Source organism: Actinomadura sp. 1N219, from assembly GCF_044326405.1.
In the GTDB taxonomy this organism is placed as follows: Bacteria; Actinomycetota; Actinomycetes; order Streptosporangiales; family Streptosporangiaceae; genus Spirillospora.
This window is the reverse complement of record NZ_JBIRAY010000007.1, coordinates 325,242-340,624: the sequence shown is the minus strand read 5'-3', so window position 1 is coordinate 340,624 and position 15,383 is coordinate 325,242. Positions and strand designations below refer to the sequence as shown.

Sequence of the window (15,383 nt, the reverse complement as noted above, 5' to 3'; positions counted from 1 at the left end):
GTGACCACATCGCTGCTTCATCAGACGCTGTACCGCTGGGGGAGGACGGGACGCCTCGGCGAGACGGCCGAACCCGGGCTCCGGCCCGTGGCCAGCTCGCTGGACCCGTCGTCCACCGATGAGCTGCGCCGCTGGCAGGGCCTGGTCGAGCCGTGGCTGCGCGCCCCCGGCCTCGCCGGGCAGTCCGGGCCGAGCCTCTTCTACGCCGCGTTCGAGGACGACGCGGTGCTGATCCGGCGCACCCAGCCCGCGGGCGCCCGCACCGCCGCCGCGCACCTGCTGTTCGGGCCCGCCGGCGTGCTCACCACCCGGCTGGCGCTGGAACTGCGCGACTGGACGTGGGCGCCCGCCGACGTTCCCGGCCGCGCGCCGATGGTCAACCCGAACTCGCTGACCGCGCACCGGTCCGGCCTCGACGGCCCCGCGCGGGCGGACGCGCGGCGGGACGCGCTCGTCACGCTGCTGTCGCGCATCCTGGCCGGCCTCGGCCCGATCGAGGCGCCGGTCACCGACGACGCCATGGCGCTGCTGTGGGCGCTCGACGACATCTGCACCGCGCTCGGCTCGGGGCTGCCGGACTGGCCGTACTGGCGCCTCGCGTTCGAGACCGGCGGGCGGCGCCAGACCGCCGAACCACCCGGCGTGTTCCTGCGCTTCCGGCGGGACGCCGTGCGGCCGACACCCGACCCCACCACCCGCGCCGCCGCCGTCGCGCTCGTCCGGATGTACATGCTCGGCGGCGCCGACGCGCTGCGGGACCTGCGCGGAACCGCGGGGCTGGCCGACCTGGACTCCATGGCGGCCTGCGTAGCCCGGCTGATCGAGACGGCGCCGGCCGAGGCGGCGTCCGCGAGATCCGGCCCGAAGCCCGGCCCCGCGCCCGATCCGAGACCCGCCGAACCCACTGCAGCGAAGGTCACCATGTCCAGTGCCCCGTCCGCCACGGGCGATCAGGTGTCCTGCCCCATCTGCCTGGGACGGCTCGACTGGGGCGGCCTTCCGCTCTACACCTACGACCGGGGGCTCAACCAGTACACCGAACTCGCCGTCCCGAAGGACGCCAACGCGGAACAGCGGGCGAGGATGATGCGGACGGCGTCCGTGCGCTGCCCGAATCCGGGCGCCACGACGACCGCGCACTACCTGCCCGCCGGATACGGGCAGTACGGGGCGCCGGCCGTGTACGGGTTCATCGGCGGGACCACGTCCGGGAAGACGCACCTGGCGGCCACGATGGTCGCGGCCATCGAACGCGGCGCGCTCGGCGCCTACGGGATCACCGCGCTGCCGGTGGACCTGGACCGGCACCAGTCGTTCCTCCGCGACATGGTCCGGCCGCTGTTCACCGAGTCCACCTGGCTGACGCCCACCCGCGAGGGCGAGGTCGCGTTCGCGGACGCGTTCGTCGTGTCGGGCGGCGGCGGGAAGCCGCGGGCGATGGCGCTGTTCGACGTGGCCGGCAGCGAACTCGGCAACGTCGGCGACGCCAAGCGGTTCCTCGACATCGCCGACGGGCTGATCTTCGTCGCGGACCCGACCAGGTTCGGTCCGGGCAGCCTCGGCGACCCGGCGTTCAACACGGTGCTCAGCCTGCTGCGGTCCTCGGAACGGCTGCCGCGGGTCAGCGCCGCGGTCGTCCTCAACAAGGCCGACCTGTTCAAGTTCGACGACCCGGTCGCGCGGTGGCTGTGCCGCGACTCCGCCGTCCTGGACCCCGCCGAGACGCTGGAGGAGAGCGCCGACGTGTTCGCCTACATGTACCAGCGGGACGCCGAGGCGTGGACGCGGCCCTACCAGGAATGCGACCGGGCCACCCTGCACGTCGTCTCCGCGACCGGCACCGACGCGGTCGAGCGCGGCGTCCGCCCCCTGCGCGTGCTGCGGCCGCTCGTCGCGCTCATGGCGATGACCGGCCTGCTGACCTCCGCCGAAGCCCAGGACATAGGGATCTGAGATGACCGAGGCACCCATCGACCAGATCGAGTTCCGCTGGGATTCCCGCGACGACCTCACCGGCATCGCCACGTCGTTCGACCGCACCGCGGACTTCAGCCGCTGGAACCAGCTGCTGCGCCAGTACGCGGGCGTCTCGGGACGCGGCAACTCGGCGGCGGCGGAGGCGCCGTCCAGCGCGGTGTACCTCACGTACCCGGACGGGATGGCGGCGCTCATCCTGCGCTGCCGCGACCCGCACGCGAGGCCCCTGTACGACGCGGACACGCGGCACGCGCACGGCGCGGGCGCCGGTCGCCTGGACCTGGTAGCGCGCGCGCTGATCGCGCCGAGGACGGTGCTGACCGCGCAGAACGCCCTGCGGATCACGGTGACCGAGCCGAAGGTCCTGTTCGAGCCGCCGCCCGGGCAGGCGCCCCGCGGGGTTCTGCCCAGGCTGGCCTGGCCGATGATACGGGCGGACGTCGTCTCCGCGCGGAGCATCGAGCCGATGGCCAGGAAGGCGCAGGGCCTAGCCCCCATGATCGCCGCGGTGCTGGCCGGGCCGGAGCGGCCGGTGACGGTGGTCCTCCCGCCGGACGACATCCGCCAGGCGGCGCACCAGAGCCGGGCGCTCGCGCTGCTGTGGGCGTCGCGCGTGCTGCTCCAGCCGATCTTCCAGGGCCGCGACGACGGCCCCGCGCCGTTCGGCTGGCGGCCCGCGTTCTCCACCTGCGAGGCGCCGCTGAGTTCCAGCGACGGGCGGGCGGGGCTGTGGCTGACGTTCCGCGACCGCGGCCTGGACGCGCCGCCGGTCGGCGAGGCGCCGGCGGTGGTCCACCTCGACCGCTCCGCCGCCGGGCAGGGGGTGATCGACGCCGCCGCCAACCGGCTCGCGGAGGCGTACCGGGCCGACGGCGACGAGTGCGTCAGCCTCGTCGAACGGGTGGTGCGCGGCCACCGGACGCTGTCCGACAGGATCGAGGCCATCGCGTGCAGCGAGGAGATCGCCCACGTCCTGTCCGCGCAGCCCGCCGTGAACGTCCGGCGCCCGCCCGCGCTGCGCCCGGTGGCCGCCACCGTCCAGGCCGTGGGTCCCGTCCCCGCGGCGCCCGCTCGGCAGCCGTCCGCGCCGCCGCCACCGGACGTCCAGGACCCGGAACCGCCGGCGCGGCGCCCGCAGCCCGCCGATCCGCACCTGGTGGGGCTCTACCAGCGGCTGGGCTCGGCGCACGACGAGCGGGACTTCCGGCGGCTGCTGACCTGGATCGCCGCGCGCACCGCCCGGGGCGGCCGGCTGGACCGAGACGGGCTCGTCCTCGTCCTGAAGATCATGGACGGCCATCGCTGGTTCGCCGAGCCGGTGAGCACGCTGAACGCCGCCGCCGAGCGGATGGCCGACCTCATCCACCCGATCTTCGCGTCCGGGGCCGACGACGAAAGGCTTGAAGAGCGGCTGGCGCGGTGGCACGGCGGCGGCCGGCCTCCTCCTCTGCTCGCCGACGCGCTGAGCGTCCTGGCGGCGCGGCTGGAACCGGACCGCGCCGACTGGCTCGCCGACCACTGCCTGCGGCACGTCCCGCCGCCGAGGGGCCCGGCGGGGACGGCCTTCCTGCTCGCCCTGGTGCGGCTGCCGCGGAAGTGGCCCGCCGAAGTGGTCGGCCCGCTCGCGTGGCTGTCGCCGGTGCTGTTGCTGATCGTCGGCTACCTGCTGCTGACCTGACGCCGATGTTCGGAAGGCTCTGGATGACAGTCGCCGGGGGTGGTGCGGTCGCCGTGCTCGTGCTCGTCGTCGTGCAGGCGGCGCAGGACGACGCGAAGGACCGGGGTGACGCGCTGCGCGCCGACGCGCGGCGCGTGCACTGCCTGTCGGCGAAGCAGCGGCCGGGACTCGTCGAGGCCGCGGTCCGGCTCGGCGTGGCCGCCCCGGGCAGCACCGACGCCGGGTTCCTGCCGCGCACGGGCGGGCGCGCCGCGGCGTCCACCACGCTCGACGCGTGGAGCCGGGAGACCGGCGGCGGCTTCGACCGGGCGTGCAGGTCGCTGGCGGCGCTGACGGGCGCCAAGGCGTTGCAGGATCCCGCGCCCAAGCCGCCGCTGTGGCGGCGCGTGGCCGTCAACCCGACGTTCACGCTCGTCCTCGGCGCGTTCCTCACGCTCGCGGCCGGCCGGTCGACCGAGCGGGGCGTCCGCCGCCAGGTGCTCGCCGACCAGCTCAACACGGCGGCGGCCGAGTACCTCAAGGCCGCGCACGCCACCCGCCTCGCCCGCGCCGGCGAGAAGGGGATCGACAAGGCCGGGCTGGAGGGGCGCCGCGTCGACCTCGTGTCGGCCGTCCTGCGGACCGGGCTGCCGGACGCCGACCGGCGGGGCCTGGACGGCCTGCTCGGGTGCGCGCACGACGCCCTCGTCGGGCCGGGGTTCCAGCCGAAACCGGCCGAGACGGCGGTCCGGCGGCTGGAGACCGCGCTGGGACGGGCGGTCCGCGGCGAGCGCGTGGTCCAGGAGGCCGGGCCGTGAACCCGTTCGAGGACGAGATCGAGGACATGAACGTCTGCAAGGGCGTCGAGAACTGCCCGCGCCTGATCGCCGACTTCCGGCGCTTCTCCAACGCGCCGCCCCCGCTGCCGCTGCAGCAGGTCCGTGGAAGCGTCGTGCTGGTGGCGGGCTGCAAGTCGTACGGCAAGTCCGTCTACGGTCATCGCCTGCTCCACGAGTACCAGGCGGAGGGTCTGGCGCCGCTCGAGTTGCTGGACGACGGCCCGTTCGATGACTGCCCGGCCCGGCAGAAGGACGTGCTGCGCAAGCTGTGCAGCAAGACCGGTCTCCTGGACGCCGACGACATGTCCGGCGCGGAGTTCGACAAGCACGACTGGGCCGCGAAGCTGAGCAACGTCATGTCCCAGGCGGGCGGTGAGATGGTGGTGCGGCTGCCGGGGATGATGCCGAACGCGTCCGGCGTCGCGGCCGCCGAGCTCGCCTGGGAGGTCTTCCGGTACGCGGCGGCCGCCAACCGGAGCAAGAGCGTCTTCATCTACGAGTACAACGCGAAGGACTGGCCCCGCGACTGGGAGCTCCTCCGCGCCGCGATCGAGGAGAACAACGACCACAAGGTCCGCACGCGCGTCCTGGAACCGTTCACCCCCGACGAGTTGTGGGCCTACGCGGAAGAGATCATGGACGTCTCGCCGCACCAGGAGATCACCCTCGAGGAAAGCGTCCCCGGGTCGCTGAGAAGCCTGTTCGGCCACCGCTTCGGCGACCCCTCGCTGCACCTCAAGAGCGTGCACCAGCTCATGCGCAGGAGCTTCGCCAACGCCATCGAGGGCCGGAGCGCCACGGTCACCTTCGACCATCTGTGGCCGGCGGTCGAACTGCTGGGGAGTGAGAGGCCATGAACGTCGGCCCCGCCGCGCTGGTTCACAACCCGTTCCCGTCACGGCCGCCCGATCTGGGCGTCCACGACGCGGCCTGCACGGGACCCGAGGGACGGGACGAGTACGTCGCGTTCGCGGGCCGCCCGGAACCGCCGGACGCCGGCGGCGGCGTCGTGCTGATCGGCGGCCGCCCGAACCTCGGCAAGTCCGTGCTGGCCCACCGCTGCCTGCACCGCTACGAAGCCGCGGGCCACCTCCTGGTCGACCTGGCGGGAGGCCCGTCCGGCGGACTCGCGGGCCCGGCGGACTGCCTGGCCCGGATGCGCGGCACCCATCCGCTGCCGGACGAGCTGCGCGCGGCGCTGCGCGAGGTGCGGTCGGCCGAGCCGGTCGAAGGCCACGACGAGCTCGGCCGGGCACTGGGCGGGCGGCGCCTCGCGGTCCGGCTGCCGCGCCCCGACCCGAACCTGCGCCCCGCCGCGATCGCCGACCAGGTGCGGGCGTACGCGCGCGCCGCCACCGCGGCGAACTCCAGCGTCTACCTGTTCGAGTACCCGTACTGGGTCGAGAGCGACTGGACGCTGGTGCGCGAGAGCGTGGCGAGCGGACCGGACGGGGCGCTGGTCACGCCCGTCGCGCTGGAGTCGTTCGACGACCGGGAGCTGATGGCGTTCCTCAGCGCCCGCGTCGGCGGGAGCGACGCGCTCGACGCGCTGCTCGACCTCGACCCGCACATGCTGCTGCGGGCGCTGGCGCGGCGGCGCACCAGCCTCAGTCCGAACAACCTGACCTGGTTCAACGCGCTGTGCCATCGGGCGTTCGCCGCCGCCATCGAGGCCGGCGCGGCCAGGGTCGCGATCCACCACTACCTCGCCGCGGCGGTCAGGACCGGTGCGCCGTGAACGAACCCCAGCCCCGGCCCGGACCGCGCGGTTCCGCCCGCAACCCGTTCCCGGACGTGCCGGAGGTCCGCCTCGGCGGGGGCGGCGCGACCGTGCGGGTGGAGACCGACGCCGTCCGCGCCGTCCGGCGCCTCGCGCTGGACTTCCTCACCTCCCGCGCGGACGCCGGAGGCGACCTGCGCAATTCCGGGCGCGTCGCGGCGATCCTCGGCGAGTACGGCGCGGGCAAGAGCCACCTGGCGTGGGCGCTGATGGACGAGGTCGTCCAGATCGCCGGGAAGAGGCCCGTGGTGCTGGTCGCGTCCGGGCAGCCGAAGGACACCGTCCTGTCCATCCACCGGCGCCTCCTCGCGCCGCCCGGGTCCGGCACCGCCGGGCGGATCCGGCCGGTCGACACCGCCGCCGGGGTGCTGCTGTTCGGCACCGTCGAGTCGATGGTCGAGGATCTGAGCGCGGCCCTGCGCGGCGGCGGGGAGACCGGGCGGGACGCGTCGCCGCCGGCCGCGTCCGACGAACTGCCCGTCGACGAGGTGTGGGCGCTGCACCGGCGGCTCACCGAGATCGCCGACGGCGACGAGGAACTCGCCACCGTCCTCGGCCTGGTCTGGCACGCGGCCGCGGGCGAGGCGGCGTGGCGGTGGCTCCGCGGCGATGAGCGCTGGACGGACGAGGACCGTCGGCTCCTCGCCGACCGCGGCGTGCAGTCCCCGCCCGTCGGCGACGACCAGCGGGCCATCCGGGTGCTGCGGGCGCTGGCCCGGCTGTGCGGCGGGACCGGCCGGCGGATGGTGCTCCTCCTGGACGAGCTGCACATGATGCGGCCGCAGCGCGGCGACGGCCTCACCGAGACCGCCGCGACGCTCATGGAGCTGATCGGCTGGGCCGGGCAGACCGGGACGCTGCTCGCGGTCTGCGGGCTGCTCGACTACTGGGAGGCGCTGCCGCAGAGCGTCCGCGAGCGGGTGCCGGTCGCCAAGATCGTCCCGTCCGGGCTCACGAAGGCGCAGATCCGGGAGTACATCGTCAAAGCGCTGCACCCCGACGGCACCGCGGGGACCGCCGCGGAGACCGGGACGGACCCGTTCACCGAGAAGGCGGTGGAGGAGCTGTGGAAGATCACCGACGGGCATCCGCGGCGCACCATCACGGTCTGCCACCACGCCTACGAGCTGGCCCGCGGCGGTCCGATCGGGCCGCGGCAGATCCAGGAGGCGAGCCGCGCGCTGTGCGCGCCCGACACGCCGGACCATGTGCGCGAGAAGCTGTTCCGCTGGTGCACCGAGCTCGGCTACCACGTGCGGCGCGCCCCGCGCGACGCGCCGCCCCACCGGGAACCTGACCTGCGGGTCGGGTCCCGGCACGGCGCCGGCGAATGCGCCCTGGTGGTCAGCGGCCCGGTCGTGGAGAACTCGGAGTTGGAGGTGCTTCGCCGCCGTGCGTACGCGGTCGCCGGAGGTCACCGGGCGCGCCCGCGCGATGTCGTCCTGGTCATGGCGGGTTCGCTGGCCGCCGCCTTCACCGGCAAGGTCGAGGACGCGTTCGCGCACGTCCTGTACTGGGATCGCGACACCTTCCGCGACGACCTCGCCGCCACGCTGCACTCCTACATCTCGGCCGGCGACGCGTCGGCCGCGAACGCCGGGCTGTACGAGCTCGTCCTCGATCTGCGCCAGGAGCTGCGCGAACTGAGAACGCCGCCCGCTCTCGCACCGGCGGCGGCCTCGGTCCCGGCCGATGCGCGGAGCGAGCCGCCGGAGGGGGCCAGGGCATGGACGGACGCTGATCGCGGCGCCCGCTTCATGGAGGCCGACCGGCTCTGCCGCCAGGCACTGGAGTTCCTGGACGACGCGCACGGCAAGGCTCAGGAGTTCTGGCGCGGCCGCTTCCATTTCGACGCCGACGGGGCCACCATGCCGCGCTCGTACGCCCCGGGCGACCGGCAGGCCGCGCTCGCCGACGTCTGCGCCCCGGCGGTCCGCGGCGCCCGCGGGACGCTGATGTTCCTGGAGGACGCGGTGCGGGAGTTCGCCGGGCGCGTCCGCGACCTGCTCGGCGACGAGTCCAGGCCGATGCGGCAGATCCGCGAGGAGCTGAGGTACCTGCGGGACAAGCTCGACCATTCCGTGGCGGACCTCATCCGCATGTTCCCCGACGAGCGCAGCGACGCCGTGCGCTTCTTCGGCGTCGACCGGGCGCGGCTCAACGAGCACCTCGCCGGCCTCGGCGAGACGGTCTACAGCGCCGTCGTCACCGGCAAACCCAAGGACGGCACATGAGCTACCGGACGGTCATGGCCGCGGACCTCCAGGGATACGGGTCCGCGCCGCAGAACGTGCAGCACGTGCTGCAGGAGAACCTGGTCGGCTGCCTGCGCGACGCGGCGGCGAACGCCGGCCTGGACGCCGCGCGGTGGGAGGACCAGGGCAGCGGGGACGGGAAGCTGATGGTGCTGCCGCAGGGCGTCGCCGTCGAGGTCCTCGCGGACCGGTTCGTCCGCGAGCTGAACGCCGCGCTGCGCGCCCGGAACCGGGTGGCGAGCGCGGCGGCGCGGACGCGGATGCGGCTCGCGATCCACCACGGGCCGGTCGCCGAGGCCGCCAACGGGTACAGCGGGTCCGCGCCCGTGGTCGTGACGCGGCTGTGCAACGGGAGCCCGCTCCGGGACGCGCTGGACGCGGCCGGCGCCGACCTCGGCGTCATCGTGTCCGCGTTCGTGTTCCGCGGGTCGATCGAGGCCGGCATGACGTCCCTGGACCCGGCGGACCTGCGCCGCGTCCACCTGCGCGGCCTCGGGGACGACTCGGACGCCTGGCTCTGGCTGCCCGGCGGACCCGACCCGCACACCCTCCGCTTCGCCGACGGGCTGACCGCCGGACGGGAGGCCCCCGACGAGGATCCGCCGCCCCAGGACCCGGCGCCCCAGGACCCGGCACCCGAGGACCCGCCGCCCGGAGACGGTGCGTTCCGCGGGGCGGCGATCCACGCGCCGGGCGCCACGTTCATCGGCCGCGACCAGAAGAACTACTACGGAGGCCGGCCATGAGAGAGGCGCCCGAGCCGCCCAAGGCCGAGGATCCGAAGGCCGAGGACCGCAAGGCGGGTGACGCGAAGGCCGGTGAGCCGAAGGCCGCGGACGCCAAGGCGGCCGAGGCCGGGACCGGCGGCGCGGAGGACAAGGCCCCGTCCCGGACGGACGTCCTCAACGACCGCGGGCAGCGCGGCACGATCCAGGACCGCATCGGCACTGAGCGGGACGCGCTGGCCGGGTATGCGCCCGGCGGCACCGCGATCGGCCGCGACCAGCACAACTACTACTACGGCGCGCCGGGCGGGCAGCGCCGCCGGGTGGCGCCGCTGCGGCCGGAGGAGGTGCAGGAGGCGGAACGGGCGTTCGTCGCCCCGGAGGACTTCGACGAGCTGTGCCGCCGCGCACGCGACCGGAGGATCGTGATCCTTCAGGGCGACCGGGACAGCGGCCGCTTCGCCGCCGCGCGCCGGCTGCTGTGCGTCCTCGCCGGGGCGTCCGAGCCGCGCCTGTTCGGCGTGGACCCGGCGGTCCGGCTGGACGAGCTGACGAGCGACGACCTCACCGACGGCGCCGGATACGTCTACCAGGACCCGGTCCGGCCGGACGCGCTCACCGCGTTCGGGCTCGACAAGGCCGCGGGGCTGCTGGCGGACGCGAACGCCACGCTGGTGGTCACGGTCGACGCGGCGGCGACGCTCGCCGAGGACCGCGCGGCCGGGCTGGTGCTGCGGCTCGGCCGCGTCCGCGACCGGCGGGAGATCGTGCGCGGCCTGCTCGCGCTGGAGCTCGGCGCGGACCGGGCGGACGTGATCCTCGCCGAGCCGGACGTCCGCGACCTCGTCGACGCGCAGCTCGGCGAGGACGGCCCGCCGCGCCACGCCCGGACCGTCGCCGTCGAGCTGCTCAACGCCCACCGGCAGTCGCTGCCGCTCGCCGGGACCGCCGAGCAGTCGCTGCGCCTGCGGGACGACGAGCAGCGCGCCCAGTGGTTCGCGAGCCTGGAGACGATGTCCCTGCAGTGCATGGCGGTCGCCGCCGCCGTGCTCAACGGCGAGCCGTACGAGACGGTGGCGCTCGCCGCGATGAAGCTCAAGAACGACCTGGAGACCGGCGACCCGCACGCCGACTCGCTGCGCGGGCTCGACGCGCCCCTGAAGCCGACCAGGCGCAGATGGCTGAGCAGCCTGGGCGCGCGGACCGTCCGGTCCTCCGTCCGGCTCCGGTTCGGGGCGACCGCGCCGACCGAGGTCATCCGGTACCTCGACCCGTACGCGCAGGGCAAGGTGCTCGGCTACTTCTGGAGCGAGTTCGACGAGCAGCGGCCCCGGCTGCTGGACTGGCTGCGCTGGTGCGCCGAGCATCCGCTGGAGAGCGTCCGGACGCGGACGGCCGTCGCCACCGGCTTCCTCGCCGCCCGCGCGTTCGACCTGGTCCGCGCGTTCGTGATCGAACCCATGGCGCACGCCCCCGACCCCCGGCACCGGACGGTCGCGGCCGCCGCGCTGCACGCCACCGTGACGCAGCGGCCCGCGCTGCGCGAGCCCGTCCTCGAACTGCTGCGGGAGTGGAGCGGCGGGCCCGTCGAGCTGCGCGCCACCGCCGCCCGCGCCTGGCGGGTGGAGTACGAGGACGGCGACGCGTCCGCGGCGCTGGACTGGCTGGAGGAGCGCGCCTCCGACGACGCCGTCATGGTCACGGACGCGGTGTGCGAGTCCGTGACCGAGCTGTGGGAGACCGAAGGGCCCGGCGGGCGGACGCCCGAGCGGCTGCTGAGCTGGATGTCCCGCGGTGACGAGATCCGCCGCCTCACCGCGCGGCTGGCGTTCCTCACGACCGCCGCGCAGCTCGTCCGGCGGCTGCCGGGCGACGACTTCGACTGGCCCGGCCTCCTGCACATCGCCGCGCTGGACGCCGACCGGATGCGCGGCGTCGCGGCGCTCTGGCGCGGCGTCCTCAACGATCCGCTGGTGCAGGAGGAGGCCCAGGACATCCTGCTCGACTGGGCCCGCACCGCGGACGAGGTGCCGCTCGTCCGGCGCTCGCTGGCGCGCCTCGCCCAAGCCGTCGCGACCGACCGCCTGGTCACCGGGCGGCTGCGCTACGCGGCCCGCATGTGGGCCGAGGGCGACCGCGCGCCGGCGAGCTCCGCCGCCGTCCTGACCGCACTCAACGGAAGGTGATCCACGTGGCCGAGAACCCGGACGACCTCGAACCCGGCGCCGACCCCGCGCCCGGCGCCGTCGAACCCGGCGGACCCCGCCCCGACCCGCTCGCCAGGCGCCAGGCCGCGCCGTTCCCCGAATCCCTTCCCGAACGGTTCGCGCCCGTGGAGTCCGGCCCGTCCGATCCGCTCATCGTCGGCCGGGAGCAGGCCCGCGGCCCGCGGCCCGCGGCGGCGGCGCCCGGCCGCGCCTACGTGTTCTCCGACCGCGACGGCAGGGCCGTCCACCTCGCCGCGCAGCCCCGCCGGTTCCCCGGCCTCGGCGGCGCCCGCTACGAGTGGCGGTTCGAGGTCGACACGACGCTGCGCTCCGACACGTTCGTGGACGCGGTCCCGAGCCGGACGGAGACGGCCCGGTTCCTGGTGGCGGTGGAGGTGGAATGGTCGGTGACCGACCCGGTCCGGGTCGTCCAGCGCGGCATCGCCGACGGCGCCAGGATCGTCCGGCCCCGGGTCATGAACGCGCTGCGGTCCGTCGCCCACGGGTACCGGATCGAGCAGATCTCCGAGCTGGAGAGCGCGCTCACCGACCGGCTCGCCGCCGAGTGCCGCGAGCACCCCGAGGGCATCACCGTCCACCGCTGCTACGTCACCGCCGACCCCGACCAGCGCAGCCGCGCGAAGCAGGAGCTGCTGGACGACGCCCGCGTCGAACGGAAGCTGAGCGAGGAGGAGATCAGCGCGCTGCGCGCCTCCGTGAACAGCAGTTCCGACCTCTTCCTGCTGTACCTGGCGCAGGACCGCAACCGTGTCGGCGACCTGATCCTCGACATGCGCAAGCACGAGGCGATCAAGGAGAACCGCGTCATCGAGCTGTTCAACAAGGCCGTCGAGCAGAACATCATGCAGCCGGCCGAGATCCAGGACATGCTGCACCGGCTGCTCGGGCCCATCACCGGCGTGCTCCAGCCGGGCGGCAGGACCGACATGTTCGGCACGCAGCAGATCCCGGCCCCCGCCGCCCCGGAGCCCCCGGCGATCCAGGGGGCCCTCGCGGGCGACGACGACGGCGAGGACGACGAGGACGTCATGCCCGGGGAACTGCGGCGGCGCGCCGAGGACGGCGTGGGCGGCTGGAGGCCGATGCCATGGGACTCCTGAGACGCCGCCGACGGCCCGCCCCGCCGGCGCCGCCGGATCCTGACGGGGTGTCCGCGATGGAGTTCCCGCGCCCGTTCGGCGCAGGCGCGCGGCAGTCCAGGGAACCGTGGCGGCTGCCGGACGAGCCCGCGATCTCCGGCATCGCCGCCGACGCCGTCCGCGTCGGGTCGCTGACCGTCCGGGCCGCCTCGCTGGTCGGCCCCGGCCACCGCTGCGCCGAACCCGCCCAGCACCGGCAGGACGCCTACCGGCTCGGCCGCGATCCGGGCAAGCGGCATCTGCTCGTCGCGGTCGCCGACGGCATGTCCGACAGCAGCCGCTCCCATCTCGGCGCGAACGTGGCGGTCACCGCGCTGATCGGCCGGCTCCGCGCCGACCTCGGCCGCGGCGCGCCGCTGGACGGCCCCGCGCTGTTCCTCGACGCCGCGCGGCAGATGTCGGGCATGGCCGTCCAGCAGAAGGTGACGGAGAACGACGTGCGGGCCGCGGCGCTCGCCGTGGTCGTCCCGGTGGAGCCCGCCGCCGACGGCAGCCGCCGGGTCTGGGCCGCCTGGATCGCCGACGTCGGCGCGTGGGTCCGCGCCGAACCCGGCTGGGCGCGGCTCGTCGGCGACGACAAGCGGGGGTTCGACGGCGACGTCCTGACCGAGTTCCTCCCGTTCCACCCGGACCGCGCGCGGACGGCGGAGCTGACCCTGGAGAAGGGCGCGGTCCTGGCGCTCGCCACCGACGGGATCGGCGACGTCCTCGCCGACGGCGCCGCGCCCTGGTTCGCCGACCGCTGGGCGGCGCCGCCGCACATCGCCTCGTTCGTCGCCGACGTCGGCTACGACGCGAGCGGCCGGCTCGACGACCGCACCGCCGTCGTGATCTGGTGCGACCGGTGAGGGCCTGGTCGGACCGGCCGTTCGCGCCGGTCACGCAGCTGGCGGACGTCGCCGCCGAGGGCGCCGCGATCGCCGGTGAGAACGGGCAGTCCACCGCGGTGTACGAGACCGCCGCCCATCCCGGCTGGCTCGTCAAGCGCTACAAGCCGGGTTTCCCCGACGAGCCGCCCGAGGTCCTGGACCGGCTGATCGGCCTGCCCGCGGCGATGACGCCCGCCGAGCTCGCCGTCGTGGACGCCGCGACCTGCTGGCCCGTGAGCCGCGTCGTGTCGGGCGGGGCGACGGTCGGGGTCGTCCTGGCGAAGGCGCCCGCGGAGTTCTTCACCGACGTGCGGACCCCGTTCGGGCCGCCCGAGTCCGTGCCGCTCAGCCTGGACCAGCTCGTCCAGACCGACCCCGAGTTCTACACCGCTCGCGGCCTCGCGGTCCCCGGCCGGCGGGAACGCCTCCGCGTGGCGCGGAACCTGCTGCGCCTCGGCGCGCTCTTGGAACGCCGCGACGTCGTCTATGGCGACTGGTCGTACGCGAACCTGTTCTGGGAGCGCGACGCGGGCCGGGTCTTCCTCATCGACATGGACAGCTGCGGGCTCTCGTCCCGCCCGTGGGTGGAGTGCAACTCGTGGAACGACCCGGCGGTGCCGCAGGGCGAGCGGCTCACCGTGCGCACCGACCGGTACAAGGTCGCCGTGGCCGTGCTGCGCGCGCTGACCGGCGTCCGCGGCGAGGACCCGCACCCTGCCCTGGACGCGCTGGAGACGCGCCTGCGCAACGCCCCGTTCGGCGACGCGCTGCGCTGTTCCCTGGACGACCCGCCGGACCTGCGGCCCAGCTCCGGGGAGCTGCTGGAACTCTTGGACAGCGAACTGGACGCCCGCCCGGCCCGCCGCGCCACGACCGCCACGACGACCGCCGCCACGCCCGCCGCCGCCGTCACCCCCGCGGCCCGGCCGCCGACGGTGCCTGCGACCCCGCCACCTGCAACCCCGCCATCCGCGGCCCCGCCGCCCGCCGTGCCCAGGTCGCCCGCGCGTCCGGCCCCCGCACCGCCGTCCGACGGGAACGACCCGTTCGCGCCGGACTTCCACGCGACGACCGGCATCCGCGCCGAGCGGTTCGTCGTCCCGTTGATCATCGCCTGCCTGGGCGTGCTGGCCCTGATCCTGCTGATCGGCGTCGTCTCGGCGCTGCTGCCCTGATCCGCCGTCCCGACGAAAGAGGACCCGACATGACCACCTCCACCGGATCGGCGCCCGGCCGCGGCAAGGGCATGCCGACCTATCTCGCGCTGGACGTCTCCAAGTCGATGCAGCAGCACGAGGAGCTGCTGAACGAGACCCTCGCGAAGATCGTCAATACGCTGTACCTGAACCCCCGCGTCTCCGAGTTCGTGCACCTGTCGATCGTCACGTTCGCGTCCGAGCCCACCGTCGTGGTGAGGATGACGGAGCTGGGGAGGATGCGGCAGATGCCGGTGCTGCGCTGCGGCGGCGGCACCAGGTTCGGGCCGCTGTTCGCGCTGCTCCGCGACCGGATCGACATCGACGTCCCGCTCCTGCAAGACCAGGGCTACAGCGTCGTCCGCCCGGTCGTGTTCCTGCTGACGGACGGCGCACCGGCCGACCGTCCGCCCACCGCGTGGCAGGACCCGCACCGTGCGCTGGTCGACCCGGAGTGGAAGCGGCATCCGCGGGTCATCTGCTTCGGGTTCGGCGATGCCGTGGAGGCGATCGTGCGCCGGATGTCCACCGTCCAGACCTATATGGCCGACCCCGCGCTCGGCGACGCCACGAGCGCGCTTCCCGAGGCGATGAACGGGATGCTGAGCAGCATGGTCGCCTCCGTCCAGGCGCGGGAACTGCGGCTGCCGAACGAGGTGGCGGGATACCGGGTGCTCCCCGAGGAGTACGTCGAGGAGTAGCGCGGGGCGGCGCCCGT

12 protein-coding genes are annotated in these 15,383 nt (G+C 74.8%); all 12 read left to right on the top strand.

Features of this window, described 5'->3' with window-relative positions; genetic code table 11:
* Genes ACH35V_RS23330 through ACH35V_RS23275 form a run of 12 tightly spaced genes read left to right on the top strand, consistent with a single transcriptional unit; the run spans nt 1 to nt 15,366 of the window.
* Nucleotides 1-1,953 (top strand): hypothetical protein, encoded by a 1,953-nt coding sequence (locus tag ACH35V_RS23330; protein ID WP_395975082.1) that lies wholly within the window; start codon nt 1-3, stop codon nt 1,951-1,953.
* A 1-nt stretch (nt 1,954) separates the two neighbouring features.
* Nucleotides 1,955-3,655: a hypothetical protein gene (locus tag ACH35V_RS23325; protein ID WP_395975081.1), complete on the top strand. Its 1,701-nt coding sequence runs from the start codon at nt 1,955-1,957 to the stop codon at nt 3,653-3,655.
* Nucleotides 3,656-3,678: 23 nt separating this feature from the next.
* Nucleotides 3,679-4,452, top strand: a complete 774-nt coding sequence (locus tag ACH35V_RS23320) for a hypothetical protein (protein ID WP_395975080.1) — start codon at nt 3,679-3,681, stop codon at nt 4,450-4,452.
* The gene (locus ACH35V_RS23315) at nt 4,449-5,330 is read left to right on the top strand and encodes a hypothetical protein (RefSeq protein ID WP_395975079.1); all 882 of its coding nucleotides are present in this window, start codon (nt 4,449-4,451) and stop codon (nt 5,328-5,330) included. Before ACH35V_RS23320 ends, ACH35V_RS23315 begins: the two co-directional genes overlap by 4 nt.
* Nucleotides 5,327-6,211, top strand: a complete 885-nt coding sequence (locus ACH35V_RS23310; protein WP_395975078.1) for a hypothetical protein — start codon at nt 5,327-5,329, stop codon at nt 6,209-6,211. The genes ACH35V_RS23315 and ACH35V_RS23310 overlap by 4 nt, the downstream gene beginning before the upstream one ends.
* On the top strand, nt 6,208-8,487 hold the full coding sequence (locus ACH35V_RS23305) for a hypothetical protein (RefSeq protein WP_395975077.1): 2,280 nt from the start codon (nt 6,208-6,210) through the stop codon (nt 8,485-8,487). The genes ACH35V_RS23310 and ACH35V_RS23305 overlap by 4 nt, the downstream gene beginning before the upstream one ends.
* Entirely contained in the window at nt 8,484-9,254 is a 771-nt protein-coding gene (locus ACH35V_RS23300) for a hypothetical protein (protein ID WP_395975076.1), read from the top strand. The genes ACH35V_RS23305 and ACH35V_RS23300 overlap by 4 nt, the downstream gene beginning before the upstream one ends.
* Nucleotides 9,251-11,419 carry a hypothetical protein gene (locus ACH35V_RS23295; protein WP_395975075.1) on the top strand — a complete coding sequence of 723 codons (2,169 nt, stop codon included), beginning with the start codon at nt 9,251-9,253 and terminating at the stop codon, nt 11,417-11,419. The genes ACH35V_RS23300 and ACH35V_RS23295 overlap by 4 nt, the downstream gene beginning before the upstream one ends.
* 5 nt (nt 11,420-11,424) lie before the next feature.
* A complete protein-coding gene (locus ACH35V_RS23290; RefSeq protein ID WP_395975074.1) occupies nt 11,425-12,561 on the top strand; it encodes a hypothetical protein in 1,137 nt (378 codons plus the stop codon).
* Between the two features lie 56 nt (nt 12,562-12,617).
* The gene (locus ACH35V_RS23285) at nt 12,618-13,448 is read left to right on the top strand and encodes a protein phosphatase 2C domain-containing protein (protein WP_395975073.1); all 831 of its coding nucleotides are present in this window, start codon (nt 12,618-12,620) and stop codon (nt 13,446-13,448) included.
* Nucleotides 13,445-14,644, top strand: coding sequence for a hypothetical protein (locus tag ACH35V_RS23280; protein WP_395975072.1), 1,200 nt, complete (start codon nt 13,445-13,447; stop codon nt 14,642-14,644). The genes ACH35V_RS23285 and ACH35V_RS23280 overlap by 4 nt, the downstream gene beginning before the upstream one ends.
* 29 nt (nt 14,645-14,673) lie before the next feature.
* Nucleotides 14,674-15,366: a hypothetical protein gene (locus ACH35V_RS23275; protein WP_395975071.1), complete on the top strand. Its 693-nt coding sequence runs from the start codon at nt 14,674-14,676 to the stop codon at nt 15,364-15,366.
* Nucleotides 15,367-15,383 lie beyond the last annotated feature (17 nt).